Below are 15523 nucleotides of genomic sequence, written 5' to 3' on the forward strand. Positions count from 1 at the left end.
GTGCAAGGAAATGGGGTAGCATCCTTCATAAGTATGGCATCACCTTGCTCAGGTAAAATGTACCCTTGCTCCCCCAGCTCCCCCAGCTTCCCCAGCTTCCCCAGCTCCCCCTCACCACAAGACTTATTCAGCAGCCCCTACAATATCTATCTGGGTGTAATGGTAAACAGCTAAACGTAGCCGCAAAGAGAATACACCGCAAGGGTTTGGATGGCATCACCCAGGGGCGCGATCGCGAAGATGGAATATCTCAAGTATCGACCATCAGCTTCAGACGCACAATCTGTTCGCCTGTTTCATCGAGGGGAACTTCAATCACGTCATTGGTGAGACGATCCAGACAGTTGAGGAGCGATCGCAGATGAGGGGTACTTGCCCCGGTATCGACGTATAATCGGTCGGATAGGCTACCCAGCCGTTTCCAGGTGGTGTAAAGTTTACCCACGCTTTGTTCCAAAACGGATGCCTGTTTGACCAAATCAGCCGCCGTATTTAAGCAGTCTAGGCGCAGGGCTTCCTGGAGTGCCAATTCCATATCCAAAGACGAGTGCTGAATCGCTTGTACTTGGGCGGCGGCGTCGAGGTATTTTGCCAAGAAACGGGCGTCTGATGTGGTTTGTTTCACCGTATCCACATCAGGATTTGCCGCCACTTCCTCTTGTAGCGGTTTCAGATGGAGTTCTGGCAACTTCTCCATTTCTTTAACTAACGGTGCCAGATAACGGGCGGGCATGGTTCCGGCTGAGGCTTTTTCCTTGACTTGATCAGGGAGTAACTCTGAGGACATGGCTGTCCATTCATCGGCTAGCTGCTTCACCTCACGCCGCGTGATCCGATCGCCTTGTTGCGCTTTATCGCTAACCAGTTGTTGAACTTCAGGGGCAGATTTGGCAGTTTCCACAAATGCCCGTTTACTGAAATTGCGGATCGCATCGGGGTTAAGTTTGCCTTCGGCGAGGAGGGTATCGGCACTATTTGCCAGTTCAATCAGGGAATATGCCTGACTCTTACTAATTTCGCGACTTTTCAGCCAGTTGAGAAAGCCCGTACCGCGCCCATCACCGCCTTTTTTCTCGCGATCGCGCACCACACGCAGAATCCGCCCGCGCCAGATCTCGGTTTGTAAGTCGAAGCGATCGCACACTCGCCAAGCATTATCGACAAGTTTCTGAAAGTCGTATTCCTGAATATCCTCATCCTCTGGATCAGGAAGCTGGAAATTCAAATCAACGGGTTCTTCAAGGACAGCCGCGAGTTCGGCAGTGGATTCGGGGATTTCAACCATAGGGATGCTAATCGTCGAGCGATCAAACGGGGTGATTACAGCTTCTCAAATTATAGAGGGACGCCACCACTAGAGTAATAGGGGTGAGACTGGTGCGGGTAATGCACAAGATATGCCAATCGGCAAGGATTCAGCTCACTTTTTTTGCATCAATTATGCTATGCCTATTGATATCAAATCCGGGTTGACTACCCTCTTTATAATCCAGTCCGCGCAGGCGGACTTTGTTTGTGTAGCTGCGATTTAAATCGCCTTATGTCAAACAATCCTGACATAAACCTGTCTTTAGTTTCGGCAAATGCGTCCGTGATAAAAAATGCGTACTTTTTGTCTCGCCCCTAGTAGCAGATCTGTAAGATGAGAGCAGGTAGTCAGTGAGGGAATAGCCCTCACACCCTTACTCTCACTTAAGGCGATCGCAAACCAATGACAGCGCTGCACTCGGATAGGAGGCTGGCGACTGACGATAAATAGGGGTTGATTTTTCTAGGTTGCGGTAGTATCTCTAGGAGGAGAATCATCCCTCACGCGATCGCGAATAGAGTCTTGTTGTTTCCCTAATGATGACAGCTTCAGGTTATGACTACATTAAACCCTACAATTCCCGTTGATTCCGAACACCTAAAGACTATAAGTATCTTTGAACTCATCCCTCAAGAAGTTCTTAAATGGATTAATGATTTATCCTGGGAAGAGCGACGCTATATTTTATCGCTGTGTCATTTAATCTGTACGGTTCCCTTAGATAAACAAGCAGAATTTTTAGACAACTATACAGCAGACAGCTTAGTGTTAAAACTTCTCCAAGAGCAAGCCCCTAAAGATTGGGTAACTCGCTCGTTCAAAAAACTACATATCAAGCAAAAACTCACGAATACTGTATTAAAAGGCTATATTAAACAGTATTACATTCATTCGACCCAAGACTTACGCTCCAAACCTGATCGCGACATCAAGTATTTAGAATCTGTTCTCCATCTCATTAATGATCCCGAAGAGCGGAATAATCTATTTCATTACATCTTAGGTAGTGAAATTATCAAAATGCTTTTCCAAATGAGCTGGCTGCAACATGAGCGATTTTATCGTTTACAGAAAAACCAGGAATATTTTATTAACCATTATATTAAGCCCATTCAACATACCCATCGCTTGAATGGTCTGATTGTCCCTAAAGACGAAACCCTTTTCTTTGCTAAGCGGGATTACTTTATCAAAAAGCCGGATATTAGAGACAAACAATTAACTGAGTTACTAATGTCTACCTTTACAACCGCTCAAGTCAGTAACCTTGGCTTTTTTATTAGCCATAATCTTGATTTTGTTATGTTTGACTATGACTCTATTTTTAACTCAGAACCAGAATGCATTTTTCTTTGCTGATCAGGCTTAGACATTGACACCCTAATTTTCAGTTATTGATGTCATCTAGACTGAAAAAGTCTAAGGATTGTAAAAAAAAATAAAGCTTCTCCTCTGATATCTAAATTTTTCCATAGAAAGACTTGACAGACAGGGTTAAGTAATTGTCTAATAAATCACTAAGAGACTGGGACTGATATATTCAAGGGCGTGGTGAAGGGTTGAATCTAGCCTAATGGCTCTGTTAAATAATTTGGCTATTGTTTAAGAATTGTAATCAAAGCGGAGACGGAACAGATAAGCGATCAGTTGGCAGATCCGCAAAGATGCTGTTAAATTGATTATTTACCTGACCGTGACTGCTAAAACCTTTGTTTATGATAGTTTCAACGATGCTAACCAAGAACTCGAACAGTCTAGAAGAAACTCAAGGGATTGGCGTCCTAGAGAAGATTACATTAGCTGTAAAAAAATGGGCAAATACCCTTCCCTCAGATCAGCGAAAGCATATTATGTCCCTTTGTTATTTAATGTGTGCGACTTCACCAGAAATGCAAGCTGAGTTGACGGGTTTTTTAGATGATTATGTAGCTGATAGCTTGGTGGAAGAGATTTTGCAAGATCGAATCCGCCTTCAGCTAGTCACCAAGTATTTGCGAAAATTCTGTATTGAAAAAGAACTCAATCCTTTGGTGTTAAACAGCTATATCGAACAATTTTGTATTCATTCAGCACAAACGTTACAAAAAGAACCCGAACTCTATTTAGAGTTTGTGCTGCGACTGATTCACAGTCCAGAAGAACGTCATAATCTTTTCAATTATATTTTGGGCTGTGAAGTGATCAAAATGATATTTCAGATGAGCTGGCTACAACACGAGCGATTGTATCAGCTTCAGAAAAATCAAGAAAGTTTTATCCGAAGTTATATTAAGCCTATCCAATATGCTCATCGAATTAATGGGATTGTTGTACCGAAAAATGAAAAGGTATTTTTTGCTAAGCGCGATTACTATATCAAGCAGCCCAATGTTTCTGAAAAGAAACTCCTTGAATTAGTTTTATCTACTTTCACCCATCAAATAATCCTAAATTTAGGATTTTCCATAAGCTGTAATCTGGATTTTTTGACGTTTGACTATGACTATATCTATAGGAATGAGGAACCGGAGTGTATATTTTATGCCACTGTTTAAAAGTTTATGACTGCCAAAAATCCTTTGATGACCAGCAAGCTAAGAGTAGCGATAAGGGTTACGGCTATAAGTAACCCTAGCAAAAGCCAGACCAGAAAAAACCAATCCGTCTGTTTTTCAGGTTGAGGACTATCCCAATACGTTTCCAGCAGTTCGATATTTTTAGCATTTGCTTTCCAGGTTGCATCAGCAATATCGCCCACGACGGGTACAGAACCAATGACTGTATCCAAAAGAATATTAATAACCATTTGTCCTAATAGCGATCGCGGGATACCTATCCGTGCTGCTTCGATTACGATATAGGCAGAGAACGCTGTTCCTAAAAAATCACCTGCCCCGGGTAACAAACCTAACACAGGATCTAGACCGAAACGCCATGGTGTTCCCGGAATGGGAATGGCATTGTCAAGCAGATGGCTTAACCGACGCAGACGCCGGAGAGTAGACGTTTTGGAATTATGAGTCATTGGATTTTGGATTCGGATATCTCAGATATTGCTTTTAACTCAGGTTTCTCAATTGAGCGCTCTTTAGCCGCTTGCATTGCTTCTCCTACTGTAAGATTAAGTTGATCTCCTAATAAAAGTACCAGAGATGTCATATATAACCAAAGCTGTAAAACAATCACTGCCCCCAAAGCACCATAAATTTTGTGATAATTGCTGAAATTCGACGCCACATAATTCCGAAACACGCCAGATACAATCGCCCATAATACGGCAGCTAAAACGGCTCCCGGTATAATCGGGTTTCCCTGACGCCAGTGGCTGATGCCAAAGCGGTAGATAATCGCAAAGACGATGGCAACTAAGCTTAAGGCAATCAACCAACTTAAAAGCCGTAAGAGGGTCAACAAGATCACAACAATACTTTTATATTCCACCAAGTTGACCACCCAGTTACTAATAAACAAGATAAATGAGGCGATGAATAGGAGTAAAACACTGCCTAGAGTCAAACCCATAGCAATCAATTTAGCTTTCCAAAAAGGTCGAGTTTTTTCTGAGGGAATTTGATTAATTTGGTCAAGGGCATTCATCGCCGCATTCAGCGCCCCCGAAGACACCCAAATTGCCATAATGAAGCTTAAGGAAAATAAACCGCGATTGTCTGTGAGGTTAATTCCCTCGGCAAAATTACGCATCAGTTGCATCGCCTGTTCTGGCGCGACTTCACCGAGTTGATCGGCTGGATTCGTCCAGGGGAAAAATTGTTTGAATAACTCAATCACGGTGAAAATCACCAAAATTGCGGGAAACAGGGCTAACATGGCGTTATATGCCATCTGAGAGGACAAACTCAAGAGCCGATGTTTTAAGGCACGACTGACGGTGATTCTCAGGGTTGCCAGATTCAGATAACGAAAAAAATGTAAGAAACGGAGTAGACGGGGACGTAGCATAAGGGGTGGGCTAGCAGTATCGTTCACCCTTACTGTGCCAAATTTTTAGACCCTTAAATATAAACAGGAGTCAGTATAGGGATCTACACAACGCCCTATTTGTCCAGAACCCCCTACAGGAGCAGTCTGCGATGAGCAACGATGTCAGACAATGGTTAGCCGAAATCAAGGAACTCAAACAGCAACTTGCCGATAGTATTCGCGATCGCGATGCTGCCAATGAATCTGCGGCTAACTGGCGTCGCCTCTACAATACTGAAGCCCAGCAACGCCGCACTGAAGCCCGACTCGCCCAACAACAGCTCGACGCCCTCACACTTGAAGTTCAGCAACTGCAACAGGAGAAGGCTCAATTAAAAGCTCAAGATCCTGACGCTACCTCTGCTATTGAACAGGAGGTGGCAAAACTGCAAACCCTAGAACAGGTGCAACAAAAACTGATCCAGGTGATGATGGAGCGCGATCGCCTGATCAATGCCTTGAAACTTGAGCAAGCTAATCACGCCCAAACCCGCAACAGCTTAACCGCAGTCATTGGCGATACAATTGACCAGTTGACTAAGCAACGGGGTACGGCAGAAAAATGAGGGATTCATCATTCAGAATTCTCGGCTGATTCATGAAAAAGGTAACAATTTTGTAATCAGCTCCCCCCCCTCCAGGCAGAGGCATGATCAGGTCTCTGGATAGAATAGCGAAAAATATCGAGAGAATCCCTTTCATCCTTAAGGAGTATTTTTCACCGGAACTTGCTTCTGTGAAGAAACCTTGATTTTTTAGTATAGCTCCTTAGTATAATTTACATTTCGGCTCATTTAATGAGATAATAGGATTGTGAGGTAAAGAACGGAAAAAACTTGAAAATAAAGGGGGAACTTATGAAACATAAGATTCTAGCAATGATAACCTTACTGACTCCCCTAGTGTTCGCTAGCTCCGTCAAAGCTGAAAATCCACTTCATGTGCAACAGTTATTATCCACTGGAGCCTGTGCAAACTGCGATCTATCGGGAGCCAATCTCAGAGGTGCCCATCTGATTGGCGCTGACTTGAGAGAGGCAAATCTGCAAGGTGCCAACCTGAGCCACGCGAACCTTGAAGGTGCTGATCTACGCGAGGCAAATTTGGCAGGGGCGAATTTGACAGGCGCTTTTGTCACCAATGCGGATATGAAAGAAGCCAATTTAAACCGGGTTGATTTTACAGAAGCCACGATTTACGATGCCAACGTCTATGGCGCATCAATGCAGGATATGACCATCAGTAATGCTGACATATTCTACACAGGCATCGGTGTAGGGGGTGAAGGAGCAGAAGACGTCGTTCCAGATTGGTATTAGTCCACTGACTCCTCTAAGCAAGATCCCCGACTTCTCCAAGAAGTCGGGGATCTGTTCTGTGTACCTCGCTTGAAAAGCGCTGTATTAATTTTCTCCTTCTCCTTAGTCCGCGTAGGCGGACTAGGCGGACTACCCTTCGGGAAGGCTTCGCCTATGTTTGTGTAGCAGCGATTTCAATCGCCTCCTCTTGCTTGACTTCTCGCCGATTATGCTAAAACCTCTCCCACAGCTACCCGCATACCATTGACAAAATCCCAAGCAGACTGAGCGCGTTTACCCGCTAGCTTAACGTCGCGCAGTAGCAACAATCCTTCACCTGTTTGAATAATCAGTCCAAGTCCCTTAATAATACTCACCACTTCTCCGGGACGCCCAGAGGCTTCTCGTACAGACAACCATTGTTGCTCCGGAATCTTTAAATCTGTAGGTAACTGGGGAAAGTAAGCCTCTCCCAGAGGAGCAGTCGCCAGGATTTTCAGTGATTGATCCCGAAATGAGGCGACACAATTCGGTATAAATCCTCTGATCTGATTGTGTATTTCTATGGCAGAGCGCGACCAATCGACAGCATAATCCGACTTTTGAATCAAAGGTGCATAAGTAGCTTGGGAATTATCCTGGGCGATGGGTTGAACATCCCCTTGGTTTAGCTTCAGCAGCGTTTCGATTAACAAATCCGCCCCCAAATCCGACAGTCTTACAGCTAACTGATGGGCATCGTCTAATAGCCCAATGGGTGTGTGAGCCTTCAGTAACATCGGTCCCGTGTCCATCCCAGCATCCATAAGCATCGTAGTAATGCCAGTTTCGGTTTCGCCCTGATACAAACACCACTGGATTGGGGCGGCTCCCCGGTATTTCGGCAACAGTGAACCATGGACATTCACACAGCCGAGTCTGGGCATATCGAGAATTTCTTGAGACAGAATCTGTCCATAAGCAACAACGACAAATACATCTGCCTCGGCTTGTTTGAGTTGGCTCAGGGTTTCTGTATGCTTTTTCACCCGTTTGGGTTGCCAGACGTGCAGTTGATGAGTTAGCGCCAAGGTTTTTATGGGTGAAGGAGATAGTTTATTTCCCCGCCCTCGACGTTTATCGGGTTGAGTTACTACACCCAGAACATTAAAGTCTGAATGGTTGATTAAGCGTTCTAAAGCAGGTACAGCGAATTGAGGCGTACCGAAGAAAATAACGTTCATTTTAACTTTCAGGCAAAAACTGACGAATGACAAATGACGTAGCTTGCTTCTCGCGATAGCGAGTATGACGAATAACAATTTTACTCAACAGCAATTTCAATTCGGCGATTGCGTTGCTGATTCGCATCGGTATCATTTGCCACAAGGGGACGAGTTTCACCATAACCGACAACTAACCAGCGGTAGTCATCCCCCAAAGCACGAGCGAAATATTGCTCCACAGCTTTGGCATAACGAAATGACAGTTCGCGATTATCCTCAGGTTCACCCTGGCTATCTGTATGAGCGGCGATGCGGATGGTACTTGACGGATAGTTACGTAAATCTGCAATAATTTTGTCTAAAATCAAGCCTGCTTCTGGACGCAGTAGGCTGTTGTTGCCCTCAAATAAAACATCACTCGGTAACGTCACCTTCAAGGTTTGGCTAGAACCGAATGAGTCCGATGAAGCTGCCATTACAGTGGCATTCGGATTATTCCCATTGGATGTTGCCTCTTCAGGGGGAGGTTGAACGCCGTCAAGTTGCAGCGCGATCGCTTGCAATCGGGCTTCTAAGGATTCATTGGGGCGACTACTGCCCAGTTGGGCTTCTAAGGTGGCAACTCCCTCACTCAATGATCGCAGTTGACCTTGCAGTTGGGTAAGCTGGGCTTGCACCTGTTGTCTCTGTACAGGAGTAAGTTGAGGTGGCGAACCTGTCGGTTCTGGTATCGATGTTGGGGTAGTATGGGGAGAAACGACTGGCATCTGCTCTTCAAAATGGCTTGCCATTTTGAGGAAAAAGGGTTTTTCTGGGTTGGTTCTGGGATAGAACGTGGCAAGGACAATGCCCACAATTAGGGCTACGCCGCCACTGACGCCCAATAATAGCACTCGGAATATAAAAACGAGAAACCAAGGGCGTTGAGACCTCACAGAGGCAGAAGTCGTTTTGTCTGCTGAATTAGCGGATTGAATCACCGATTTTCCTGAATTTTATTCAGACCTTAGAAGAATAACACCAATACATCCATTAATTCGATCATGCCACTTGCCAGAAGTTTATCACCACCTCTAACTAGACAAGGGAGACGGGGAGACGAGGGAAATGAGGGAGATGAGGGAGATGAGGGAGATGAGGGAGATGGGGGAGTTAACTCAAAACTCAAAACTTTTCCCTAATCCCTAATCTCCAGGCATAAGTGAAAACTTTCGTAAAAAGGTTGAGTTGTAGGGTTCCTTAGCTTGATATACATAGACTAAAGAACACTGCCATAGTTCCCAAAACGTTGCTCCTCACACAAGACGCACCGTTTAGCAACCTCACCTATATCGATGTTCAAAATAATAGTCCGCTTATTCAGATGGTTTTATTCACAACCATACCTGTTACTGTTCGCTCCTTGGCTACTGATGACTTCTAACGTATCTACCCAAGCTCAACAGGCTCATACGCCTGAACCCACCCATGTCCCTCTAGGAATAGATCCATCGGTGTCTTCTTCTCTAGCGAATCCCGACGTGACTGAAGAAACTGCTCCCGATATGATTGAGACCGTAGAGCCGATTGATCCTCTCGATAGTCCTCATCCCGTCCCTTGGAATTGGGTGTTGACGACTCAAGCGGAACTAGCCGCGAGTGATACCTTTGGTTTACGCTACTACCGTAGCCAATCATTGATTTCTCCAGACGGTCAATATGCCGCCTATAGCCGCATTTCCATGCAAGGGCAACCTGAATTCTATCGCAGCCGGGTTACCAGCGTGATGTTCCTAGAAGATTTGCAGACCGGGGATTTGCAAACGCTTACGGCATCATCTCCCTTATCTGATAATCCTTTAGTCAGTAATGAAGATGCGGATATGCCAGGAACATTCGCCATTTTGCTCCCCGTGTCTTGGTCTCCGTCTAGCGATCGCCTTTTAGCAAGACAGTTTGAAGGGCTGTTCAGTACATCCTTTGCTTCGGATTATGCGGTGATTTGGGATCGCCAGAAAAATCGCACGTATACCGTCGCCCCTGAACCCATTGACTATACCCATGCTGTGTTATTGGGGTGGAGTCAAACCCATTCCGATCAGGTTCTGTTTCGCGTCGGTGAACTAGGTGAAGAGCGTTGGCCCGTGTTGTCCGTTGATTTCCAAGGTGAAACCAACCTCGCCTTTGACGACGAACCGATTGTGTACGGTCAAGTGGTTAATCAAGTTTGGACGGGACCGCAAGCACGTTGGTAAAGAGAAAAGAACGTTGGCACAAGCCATCTTAGCTGTAGGGGCAATTCATAAATTGCCTCTACTATTCTATTCAAGCGAAAGTGTCAGGGAATCAGCTAGAGTCCGAATTCTGACGATTAGAATCCGCTTGCTTCGATTCTGAATCCCCTTCTGTTTCCGAGTCGTTATTATCCCTCGGAGGTAGATTATGATAACAGTTTGTAGTCAGTCATTTACCTGTTCCATAACCATCTGAATCCATGGGTCGTATTTGGTATTTTGTCCAAACGGTATTGGGGATTATTTTCCGCCATCCAGTCCTCGGTACAAGTATTATCCCTGTTTTACCCGATGGACAAATTGTACTGATTCGGCGTCGTGATAACGGAAAATGGGGATTACCTGGAGGGATGGTGGATTGGGGTCAAGACATTCCCACAACCGTGCGGCGGGAGTTGGCAGAAGAAACGGGACTAGAGTTGCTGGCAATTCGCCGATTGGTGGGAATCTACTCAGCCGCCGATCGCGATCCTAGAGTTCATTCGGTTTGTGTTGTAGTCGAAGCGGAGGTTCAGGGAACAATGCAGATAAACGATGAGTGGGAAATTACGGCAGTTCAAGCCTTTAAGCGTTCAACGATCCCCATGGGCAACCTGAGTCATGATCATGGGCGACAGTTGCAGGACTATTTTGACGGTAAAACCACTGTTGCCTAATGTTAAGTTTTGAAAGCTAGACGTAGCCTGCTACTTTAAGTGTTGAGTTTGGACACACCCGGCAACTAGGATGAATTTAACCTTACGGAATTCCCGCATTAAGCTACCTTTGGGGCAAGTCTTTTGGCGTGAAGTGGGACAAGGACCCACTCTTTTATTTTTACACGGGTCTTGGAGCGATAGTAGTCAGTGGCTACCCCTAATTGAGTACCTCCATCAAGATTATCATTGCTTTGCCCTTGACTTATTGGGATTTGGTGACTCCCAAACGCCGAAACTGCACTACTCGATTCAGGTTGAGGTTGAGTGTTTGTTCCACTTTATCGAGGCGTTACACCTTCCCCAAGTCTATCTGGTTGGTGATTCCTTAGGGGCTTGGATTGCCGCTAGTTATGCGTTGCGTCACCCGGAACAGGTTCAGGGATTAGTGTTATTAGCGCCTGAAGGCATTCGAGACGATGGAGACTGGAAAACTTGGCAGTGGCGGAGGTGGTTAGTCGGGCGTCCTCCCCTTGCCTATACTATCCTGCGATCGCTCTTACCTCTGGCGCGGTTATTTGGGCGTCACAAAGATATTGAGAGAGCGTTAAAACAGCGACAACAATTGCTGCAATCCCCAACAGCTTGTCAATTGTTGTTCCGGCGACGGCGGGTGGAAATCCAAAACGAATTATTACAAGAACATTTACCCGAATTAGACATACCTACACTGATTTTGCAAGGAAGACAAGACTCACTTGAAGTGATTGATCACGCTCAAGCTTATGCCAACCATAGCCCCAATACTAAACTACAGATGATTGACCAAGCCGGAAATGACTTAGCGGAAACCGTACCGGGAATTGTCGCTCAGCATATTGATTATTTTGTTAAATATCAGTAGAAGGGTAAAAAAGGTTTTCAAAGCGGATTTGGTATCATTCATCGTTTCCAACAATGTCAATTGCTCCTTGGCGAGTTCCCCTATCTCGCGCCCTTCACCGCAACCGCAGTTTACCGTATGCTCGGTACTTTCAACTGGCAACTGTTCGTCCCGATGGGTATCCGGCTAATCGCACGGTTGTTTTTCGGGGCTTTTTTGATAACTCCTTAAAAGTTATTACCGATGCTCGAAGTCAGAAAGTCAATCAAATTAATTATAATGCGGGAGCAGAAATTTGCTGGTATTTTCCCAAGACTCGCGAACAATTTCGATTAAGAGGTCAGCTTATTCTGATAGGAGAAGATTATCCCGAAGTGACCTTAAAAAATGAGCGTCAAACAACCTGGCAAGGGCTTTCTGATGCAGCGCGTGTGCAATTTGCTTGGTCGAATCCGGGTGAACCCAGAGTAGAGGGTGATCCGGCGTTTTCCCAACCGCCACCTGATCCAGAGCAACCGTTGCCTAATTTCTGTCTCCTATTGCTCGAACCTGTAGAGGTTGATCACCTGGAATTGCGCGGTGATCCGCAAAACCGATGGTGTTATACTCAAGAGTGCGATCGCCAATGGAGCCAGCAAGCGATCAATCCCTGAATCTTTAAGCATAACCAAACCGCTTCTAGCGTCCTAACCGCCCTGGCGGTTGCTATATTTTTAATCAGATTTTGATGTTAACAGGTCTTAGGTATTCATAAAATCAGCGATTTAGTATGGGTAGTTAGTTGAGTTTGTCAATGATCGCTACTCTTGGCAGGACTACCGGATATGGTAATATCGTCGTGAATTTTAGGATTTAAAATTCACCATCTTTTCTGTAAGGTTGACCTCCCTCCCTAAAAATGAATAGCCAAAAAGAAACACTTGAATGGGTTAAAACAATCCTTGCCCCCAGAAAAATAAGCCAGCTTGAGGAAATTATATTAGATCGGACATTGTCAGGAAAATTATATCGAGAAATTGCTAAAGAAACGGGATATGATCCGGGTTATATTAAAGACATTGGCTCTCACATTTGGCAGAAACTCTCTCAACAATTAAACTGTAACATTAACAAGCGAAATCTTTCGTTTATGTTAACGCAGTTTTCTCAAGGAAACACCGAAGTCTATCAGCGACAAACTCAACCGAATACCACGATAGCAGAACTCGACTTTCCTGGTCGTCCGCTTCCCTTTAAGTCACCCTTATATGTTGAGCGTCTTCCCATAGAAACCTTAGCCATTAACACCCTTGATCAAGCCGGGAGCCTGATGCGCCTAAAAGCGCCGCAACGGATGGGCAAAACCTCTTTAATTCATCGTCTGTTCGGCATTGCTCATCAGCAGGAAATGCAAACGGTTTTAGTCAATGTGCAACAGGCAGAGCCAGCGATGTTCAAGGATTTAGATCAATTTTTGCAATGGATTTGTTGGGTGATTAGCCAACAGTTGAACTTAGCTCCCAGATTTGACGACTATTGGTTTGAGGGAGCCGGGAGTAAAATGAGTTGCACGGTTTATATGCAAGAGTATTGCCTCAATGCGGTTGACACTCCTGTGGTCATTGCCTTGGACAAAGTGCATACTCTGTTTGACTATCCCGATTTAGCCAGTCATTTCTTCTCCATGTTGCGGCATTGGTACGAACAAGCCCGTACCCCAGGAAATTGGCAAAAGTTACGGTTAATCCTTGCCTATTCCACTGAATTAACCTTATCCATTCAGACCCATCAATCTCCCTTTAATGTCGGACTTCCTGTCAATTTGCCCCCCTTCACCCGCTCTCAAATTAGTGAATTAGCGCAGCGTTATCAACTTGATCAAGTAGGCATAGAAACAAATTCCACCCTAGATCCTTTACTGGATTTAGTGGGTGGTCATCCTTGCCTACTCCAATTTGCATTTTACTGGTTACGCTTAGGCTATTTATCATTAGAACAACTCTTAGCAGAAGCCCCCACATCTAAAGGCATTTACGGGGAATATTTGGAGCAACTGTGGATTATGTTGGCACAGGATAAACAGTTAGAGCAAGCATTTTATCAAGTGTTATCGAGTCCCAAGCCGATTCCCCTAGATGCTCAAACGGCTCATCGTTTAGAAGGATTGGGTTTAGTACAACTGCAAGGGCTGATGGCAAGTCCCCCTTGTGAACTCTATCGAAAATATTTTTTGACCCATTATTCAGAGTAAAAAACTTGGTGGGAATAGACTGAGCAAGATCCCCGACTTCTTCAAGAAGTCGGGGATCTGTGATAGATGGGAATAAATAAAGTCGGGCGGCGGGGATCGTCAAGCTTGTGCGGTTGCTCCTCCCACCCCCAGTCATTAAAAGCATTTTATGCGTTTGACCGGGGGTTCAAGGAGATTGAAATTAAACCATCACAAAATCACCATTATTAAGGGTGGTAGTATCAACACCTGTCAAAGTTGCTAAGACTTCAGTCCCCAAAAGGATGTCTTCACCAGAGAAGGACAAGTCACCGAAACTTAAACCACCAGCCAAACCGATCAGATCGTTATTACTGAAGTCAGTAATGGTATCAGTGCCTTCACCATCAGCGAGGACAAAGGTATCAGTGGCGTTACCTCCGGTGAGGATATCATCACCGAGATCACCTCGGAGAATATCACTACCGTTGTCTCCCAATAAAGTGTCATTACCTTGATTACCGAAAATGGTGTCATTACCTTGATTACCGAAAATGGTGTCATTGGTCAAGGCGCCATTGAGTATATCGTTGCCATCGCTTCCCGTGATGGTACTTACTGAACCGACGGGGACAAATTTAATGAAATCCAAACGGACGAATTCGCCCCGGTCTTGAAAACCCGTGATTGTGAAACTATCGCCACTGGTGATCGTTAGATCGTCTCCCAATATCCGTTCTACCTTTGAGTTTTGACTGGCAGCATTACCACCAGGATCTTGGTCGAGCAAGACAGAGCCGACGAGATTGCTCTGTTGGGTAAGCTCAAAGGTAGACTGACCATCGTTCTCGTCAAAGACACCAATAATTAAGTCATAGATACCGGAAGCTCCGTCAAAGGTGAAGGTGGCAGTGCCAACGGTGCTATTGCTATTACGCAGACTGAGCATTGAGCCTCCTTCAGCCGCTTTGCTACTCTCAAGCTGATAGCCTGTGACATTGTCTGGGAACAGGCTTTCAGCACTGATTGTAAAGGGCACATCCGTTACGCCTGTGATGGTCAAGGTGACGGTGGCTGTATCAGTTCCACCATTGCCATCAGAGACGGTGTAGCTAAAGCTATCCGTGGCTGTCTCCCCATCATTGAGAAGCTCAAATGCGTTGTTGGGGTTGTAGTTGAACGTGCCATCCCCATTGTCAGTGACTAACCCGACTGTGCCAGTTGTATCCAGATTAGTCACACTCAGGACATCGCTGGTATCGACATCGGTGTCATTAACAAGGACATTAGCGGTGGTGAAGCTAGTATCTTCATCTGTTGTACCAGTGTCATCCATTGCTATCGGTGCATCATTGACACCGTTAATCGTCACACTAACAGTGGCTGTATCGGTGCCACCATTTCCATCGGAGACAGTGTAGTTAAAGCTATCGGTGGCAGTTTCTCCTACGGCTAAGGATTCAAATTCTCCATTGGGGTTGTAGTTGAATGTGCCATCCCCATTGTCAGTGACTAACCCGACTGTGCTAGTTGTATCCAGGTTAGTCACACTCAGGACATCGCTGGTATCGACATCGGTGTCATTGGCAAGAACATTAACAGTGGTGAAGCTAGTATCTTTATCCGTTGTGCCACTGTCATCCATTGCTACAGGCGCATCATTGGCACCATTGATAGTAACGGTTAATTGTTGAGCCGTTCCATCTTCTGTCAGCACGGTGAATGTATCAGTTAGAGTATCACCCACGTTGAGGGCTTCTACTGTGGTATTA

General features: G+C 45.3%; 16 protein-coding genes. 10 read left to right on the plus strand and 6 right to left on the minus strand.

Going from position 1 to position 15523, the window contains the following annotated elements:
- Window positions 1-250: 250 nt before the first annotated feature.
- Window positions 251-1285 carry a hypothetical protein gene (locus RIB93_RS00880; RefSeq protein WP_446369385.1) on the minus strand — a complete coding sequence of 345 codons (1035 nt, stop codon included), beginning with the start codon at window positions 1283-1285 and terminating at the stop codon, window positions 251-253.
- A gap of 579 nt (window positions 1286-1864) precedes the next feature.
- On the opposite strand from RIB93_RS00880, the gene RIB93_RS00885 reads away from it, so the two are divergent.
- Window positions 1865-2668 (plus strand): hypothetical protein, encoded by an 804-nt coding sequence (locus tag RIB93_RS00885; RefSeq protein ID WP_446369387.1) that lies wholly within the window; start codon window positions 1865-1867, stop codon window positions 2666-2668.
- A 371-nt stretch (window positions 2669-3039) separates the two neighbouring features.
- Window positions 3040-3843 (plus strand): cobyrinic acid a,c-diamide synthase, encoded by an 804-nt coding sequence (locus RIB93_RS00890; RefSeq protein WP_446369389.1) that lies wholly within the window; start codon window positions 3040-3042, stop codon window positions 3841-3843.
- On the opposite strand, the gene RIB93_RS00895 is transcribed toward RIB93_RS00890, so the two are convergent.
- Together RIB93_RS00895 and RIB93_RS00900 are read right to left on the minus strand one after the other, a co-directional pair.
- Complete coding sequence (locus RIB93_RS00895) at window positions 3840-4313, minus strand: DUF4112 domain-containing protein (protein ID WP_446369391.1); 474 nt, start codon at window positions 4311-4313, stop codon at window positions 3840-3842. The two genes, RIB93_RS00890 and RIB93_RS00895, sit on opposite strands and share 4 nt — an antisense overlap.
- On the minus strand, window positions 4310-5248 hold the full coding sequence (locus tag RIB93_RS00900; RefSeq protein ID WP_446369393.1) for a YihY/virulence factor BrkB family protein: 939 nt from the start codon (window positions 5246-5248) through the stop codon (window positions 4310-4312). Before RIB93_RS00900 ends, RIB93_RS00895 begins: the two co-directional genes overlap by 4 nt.
- A 131-nt stretch (window positions 5249-5379) precedes the next feature.
- Between RIB93_RS00900 and RIB93_RS00905 the strand changes: the two genes are divergently transcribed.
- Window positions 5380-5835, plus strand: a complete 456-nt coding sequence (locus tag RIB93_RS00905; protein ID WP_446369395.1) for a hypothetical protein — start codon at window positions 5380-5382, stop codon at window positions 5833-5835.
- Window positions 5836-6126: 291 nt separating this feature from the next.
- Window positions 6127-6588 (plus strand): pentapeptide repeat-containing protein, encoded by a 462-nt coding sequence (locus RIB93_RS00910; protein ID WP_446351619.1) that lies wholly within the window; start codon window positions 6127-6129, stop codon window positions 6586-6588.
- Window positions 6589-6794: 206 nt separating this feature from the next.
- Here RIB93_RS00910 and fmt read toward each other — a convergent pair whose 3' ends face one another.
- Together fmt and RIB93_RS00920 are read right to left on the minus strand one after the other, a co-directional pair.
- A complete protein-coding gene (gene fmt / locus RIB93_RS00915; RefSeq protein WP_446369397.1) occupies window positions 6795-7790 on the minus strand; it encodes a methionyl-tRNA formyltransferase in 996 nt (331 codons plus the stop codon).
- Window positions 7791-7870: 80 nt separating this feature from the next.
- Entirely contained in the window at window positions 7871-8752 is an 882-nt protein-coding gene (locus tag RIB93_RS00920; protein WP_446369399.1) for an OmpA family protein, read from the minus strand.
- A gap of 63 nt (window positions 8753-8815) precedes the next feature.
- Between RIB93_RS00920 and RIB93_RS00925 the strand changes: the two genes are divergently transcribed.
- The 6 genes from RIB93_RS00925 to RIB93_RS00950 all read left to right on the plus strand — a co-directional run bounded on the left by RIB93_RS00925 (window position 8816) and on the right by RIB93_RS00950 (window position 13793).
- The gene (locus tag RIB93_RS00925) at window positions 8816-8953 is read left to right on the plus strand and encodes a hypothetical protein (RefSeq protein ID WP_446369401.1); all 138 of its coding nucleotides are present in this window, start codon (window positions 8816-8818) and stop codon (window positions 8951-8953) included.
- Window positions 8954-9184: 231 nt separating this feature from the next.
- Window positions 9185-10006, plus strand: a complete 822-nt coding sequence (locus RIB93_RS00930; RefSeq protein ID WP_446369403.1) for a hypothetical protein — start codon at window positions 9185-9187, stop codon at window positions 10004-10006.
- 239 nt (window positions 10007-10245) lie between these two features.
- Complete coding sequence (locus RIB93_RS00935; protein WP_446369405.1) at window positions 10246-10701, plus strand: NUDIX hydrolase; 456 nt, start codon at window positions 10246-10248, stop codon at window positions 10699-10701.
- 70 nt (window positions 10702-10771) lie between these two features.
- Window positions 10772-11584, plus strand: a complete 813-nt coding sequence (locus RIB93_RS00940; RefSeq protein WP_446369407.1) for an alpha/beta fold hydrolase — start codon at window positions 10772-10774, stop codon at window positions 11582-11584.
- A gap of 53 nt (window positions 11585-11637) precedes the next feature.
- Complete coding sequence (locus tag RIB93_RS00945) at window positions 11638-12216, plus strand: Npun_F5749 family FMN-dependent PPOX-type flavoprotein (RefSeq protein ID WP_446369409.1); 579 nt, start codon at window positions 11638-11640, stop codon at window positions 12214-12216.
- A 245-nt stretch (window positions 12217-12461) separates the two neighbouring features.
- Complete coding sequence (locus RIB93_RS00950) at window positions 12462-13793, plus strand: AAA-like domain-containing protein (RefSeq protein ID WP_446369411.1); 1332 nt, start codon at window positions 12462-12464, stop codon at window positions 13791-13793.
- Window positions 13794-13974: 181 nt separating this feature from the next.
- Here the strand turns inward: RIB93_RS00950 and RIB93_RS00955 are convergent.
- Window positions 13975-15523, minus strand: a 1549-nt coding sequence (locus RIB93_RS00955; RefSeq protein WP_446369413.1) for an Ig-like domain-containing protein, incomplete at its 5' end; no start/stop codon positions are given.

Origin of the sequence: Coleofasciculus sp. D1-CHI-01, assembly GCF_040218875.1 — a bacterium.
In the GTDB taxonomy this organism is placed as follows: Bacteria; Cyanobacteriota; Cyanobacteriia; order Cyanobacteriales; family Coleofasciculaceae; genus Coleofasciculus.

Bases quoted from the DNA above. Each gene is read 5' to 3' on its own strand.
- RIB93_RS00880 (WP_446369385.1), bottom strand. From the start codon at position 1,285: ATGGTTGAAATCCCCGAATCCACTGCCGAACTCGCGGCTGTCCTTGAA.
- RIB93_RS00885 (WP_446369387.1), top strand. From the start codon at position 1,865: ATGACTACATTAAACCCTACAATTCCCGTTGATTCCGAACACCTAAAG.
- RIB93_RS00890 (WP_446369389.1), top strand. From the start codon at position 3,040: ATGCTAACCAAGAACTCGAACAGTCTAGAAGAAACTCAAGGGATTGGC.
- RIB93_RS00895 (WP_446369391.1), bottom strand. From the start codon at position 4,313: ATGACTCATAATTCCAAAACGTCTACTCTCCGGCGTCTGCGTCGGTTA.
- RIB93_RS00900 (WP_446369393.1), bottom strand. From the start codon at position 5,248: ATGCTACGTCCCCGTCTACTCCGTTTCTTACATTTTTTTCGTTATCTG.
- RIB93_RS00905 (WP_446369395.1), top strand. From the start codon at position 5,380: ATGAGCAACGATGTCAGACAATGGTTAGCCGAAATCAAGGAACTCAAA.
- RIB93_RS00910 (WP_446351619.1), top strand. From the start codon at position 6,127: ATGAAACATAAGATTCTAGCAATGATAACCTTACTGACTCCCCTAGTG.
- fmt (WP_446369397.1), bottom strand. From the start codon at position 7,790: ATGAACGTTATTTTCTTCGGTACGCCTCAATTCGCTGTACCTGCTTTA.
- RIB93_RS00925 (WP_446369401.1), top strand. From the start codon at position 8,816: ATGCCACTTGCCAGAAGTTTATCACCACCTCTAACTAGACAAGGGAGA.
- RIB93_RS00930 (WP_446369403.1), top strand. From the start codon at position 9,185: ATGACTTCTAACGTATCTACCCAAGCTCAACAGGCTCATACGCCTGAA.
- RIB93_RS00935 (WP_446369405.1), top strand. From the start codon at position 10,246: ATGGGTCGTATTTGGTATTTTGTCCAAACGGTATTGGGGATTATTTTC.
- RIB93_RS00940 (WP_446369407.1), top strand. From the start codon at position 10,772: ATGAATTTAACCTTACGGAATTCCCGCATTAAGCTACCTTTGGGGCAA.
- RIB93_RS00945 (WP_446369409.1), top strand. From the start codon at position 11,638: ATGTCAATTGCTCCTTGGCGAGTTCCCCTATCTCGCGCCCTTCACCGC.
- RIB93_RS00950 (WP_446369411.1), top strand. From the start codon at position 12,462: ATGAATAGCCAAAAAGAAACACTTGAATGGGTTAAAACAATCCTTGCC.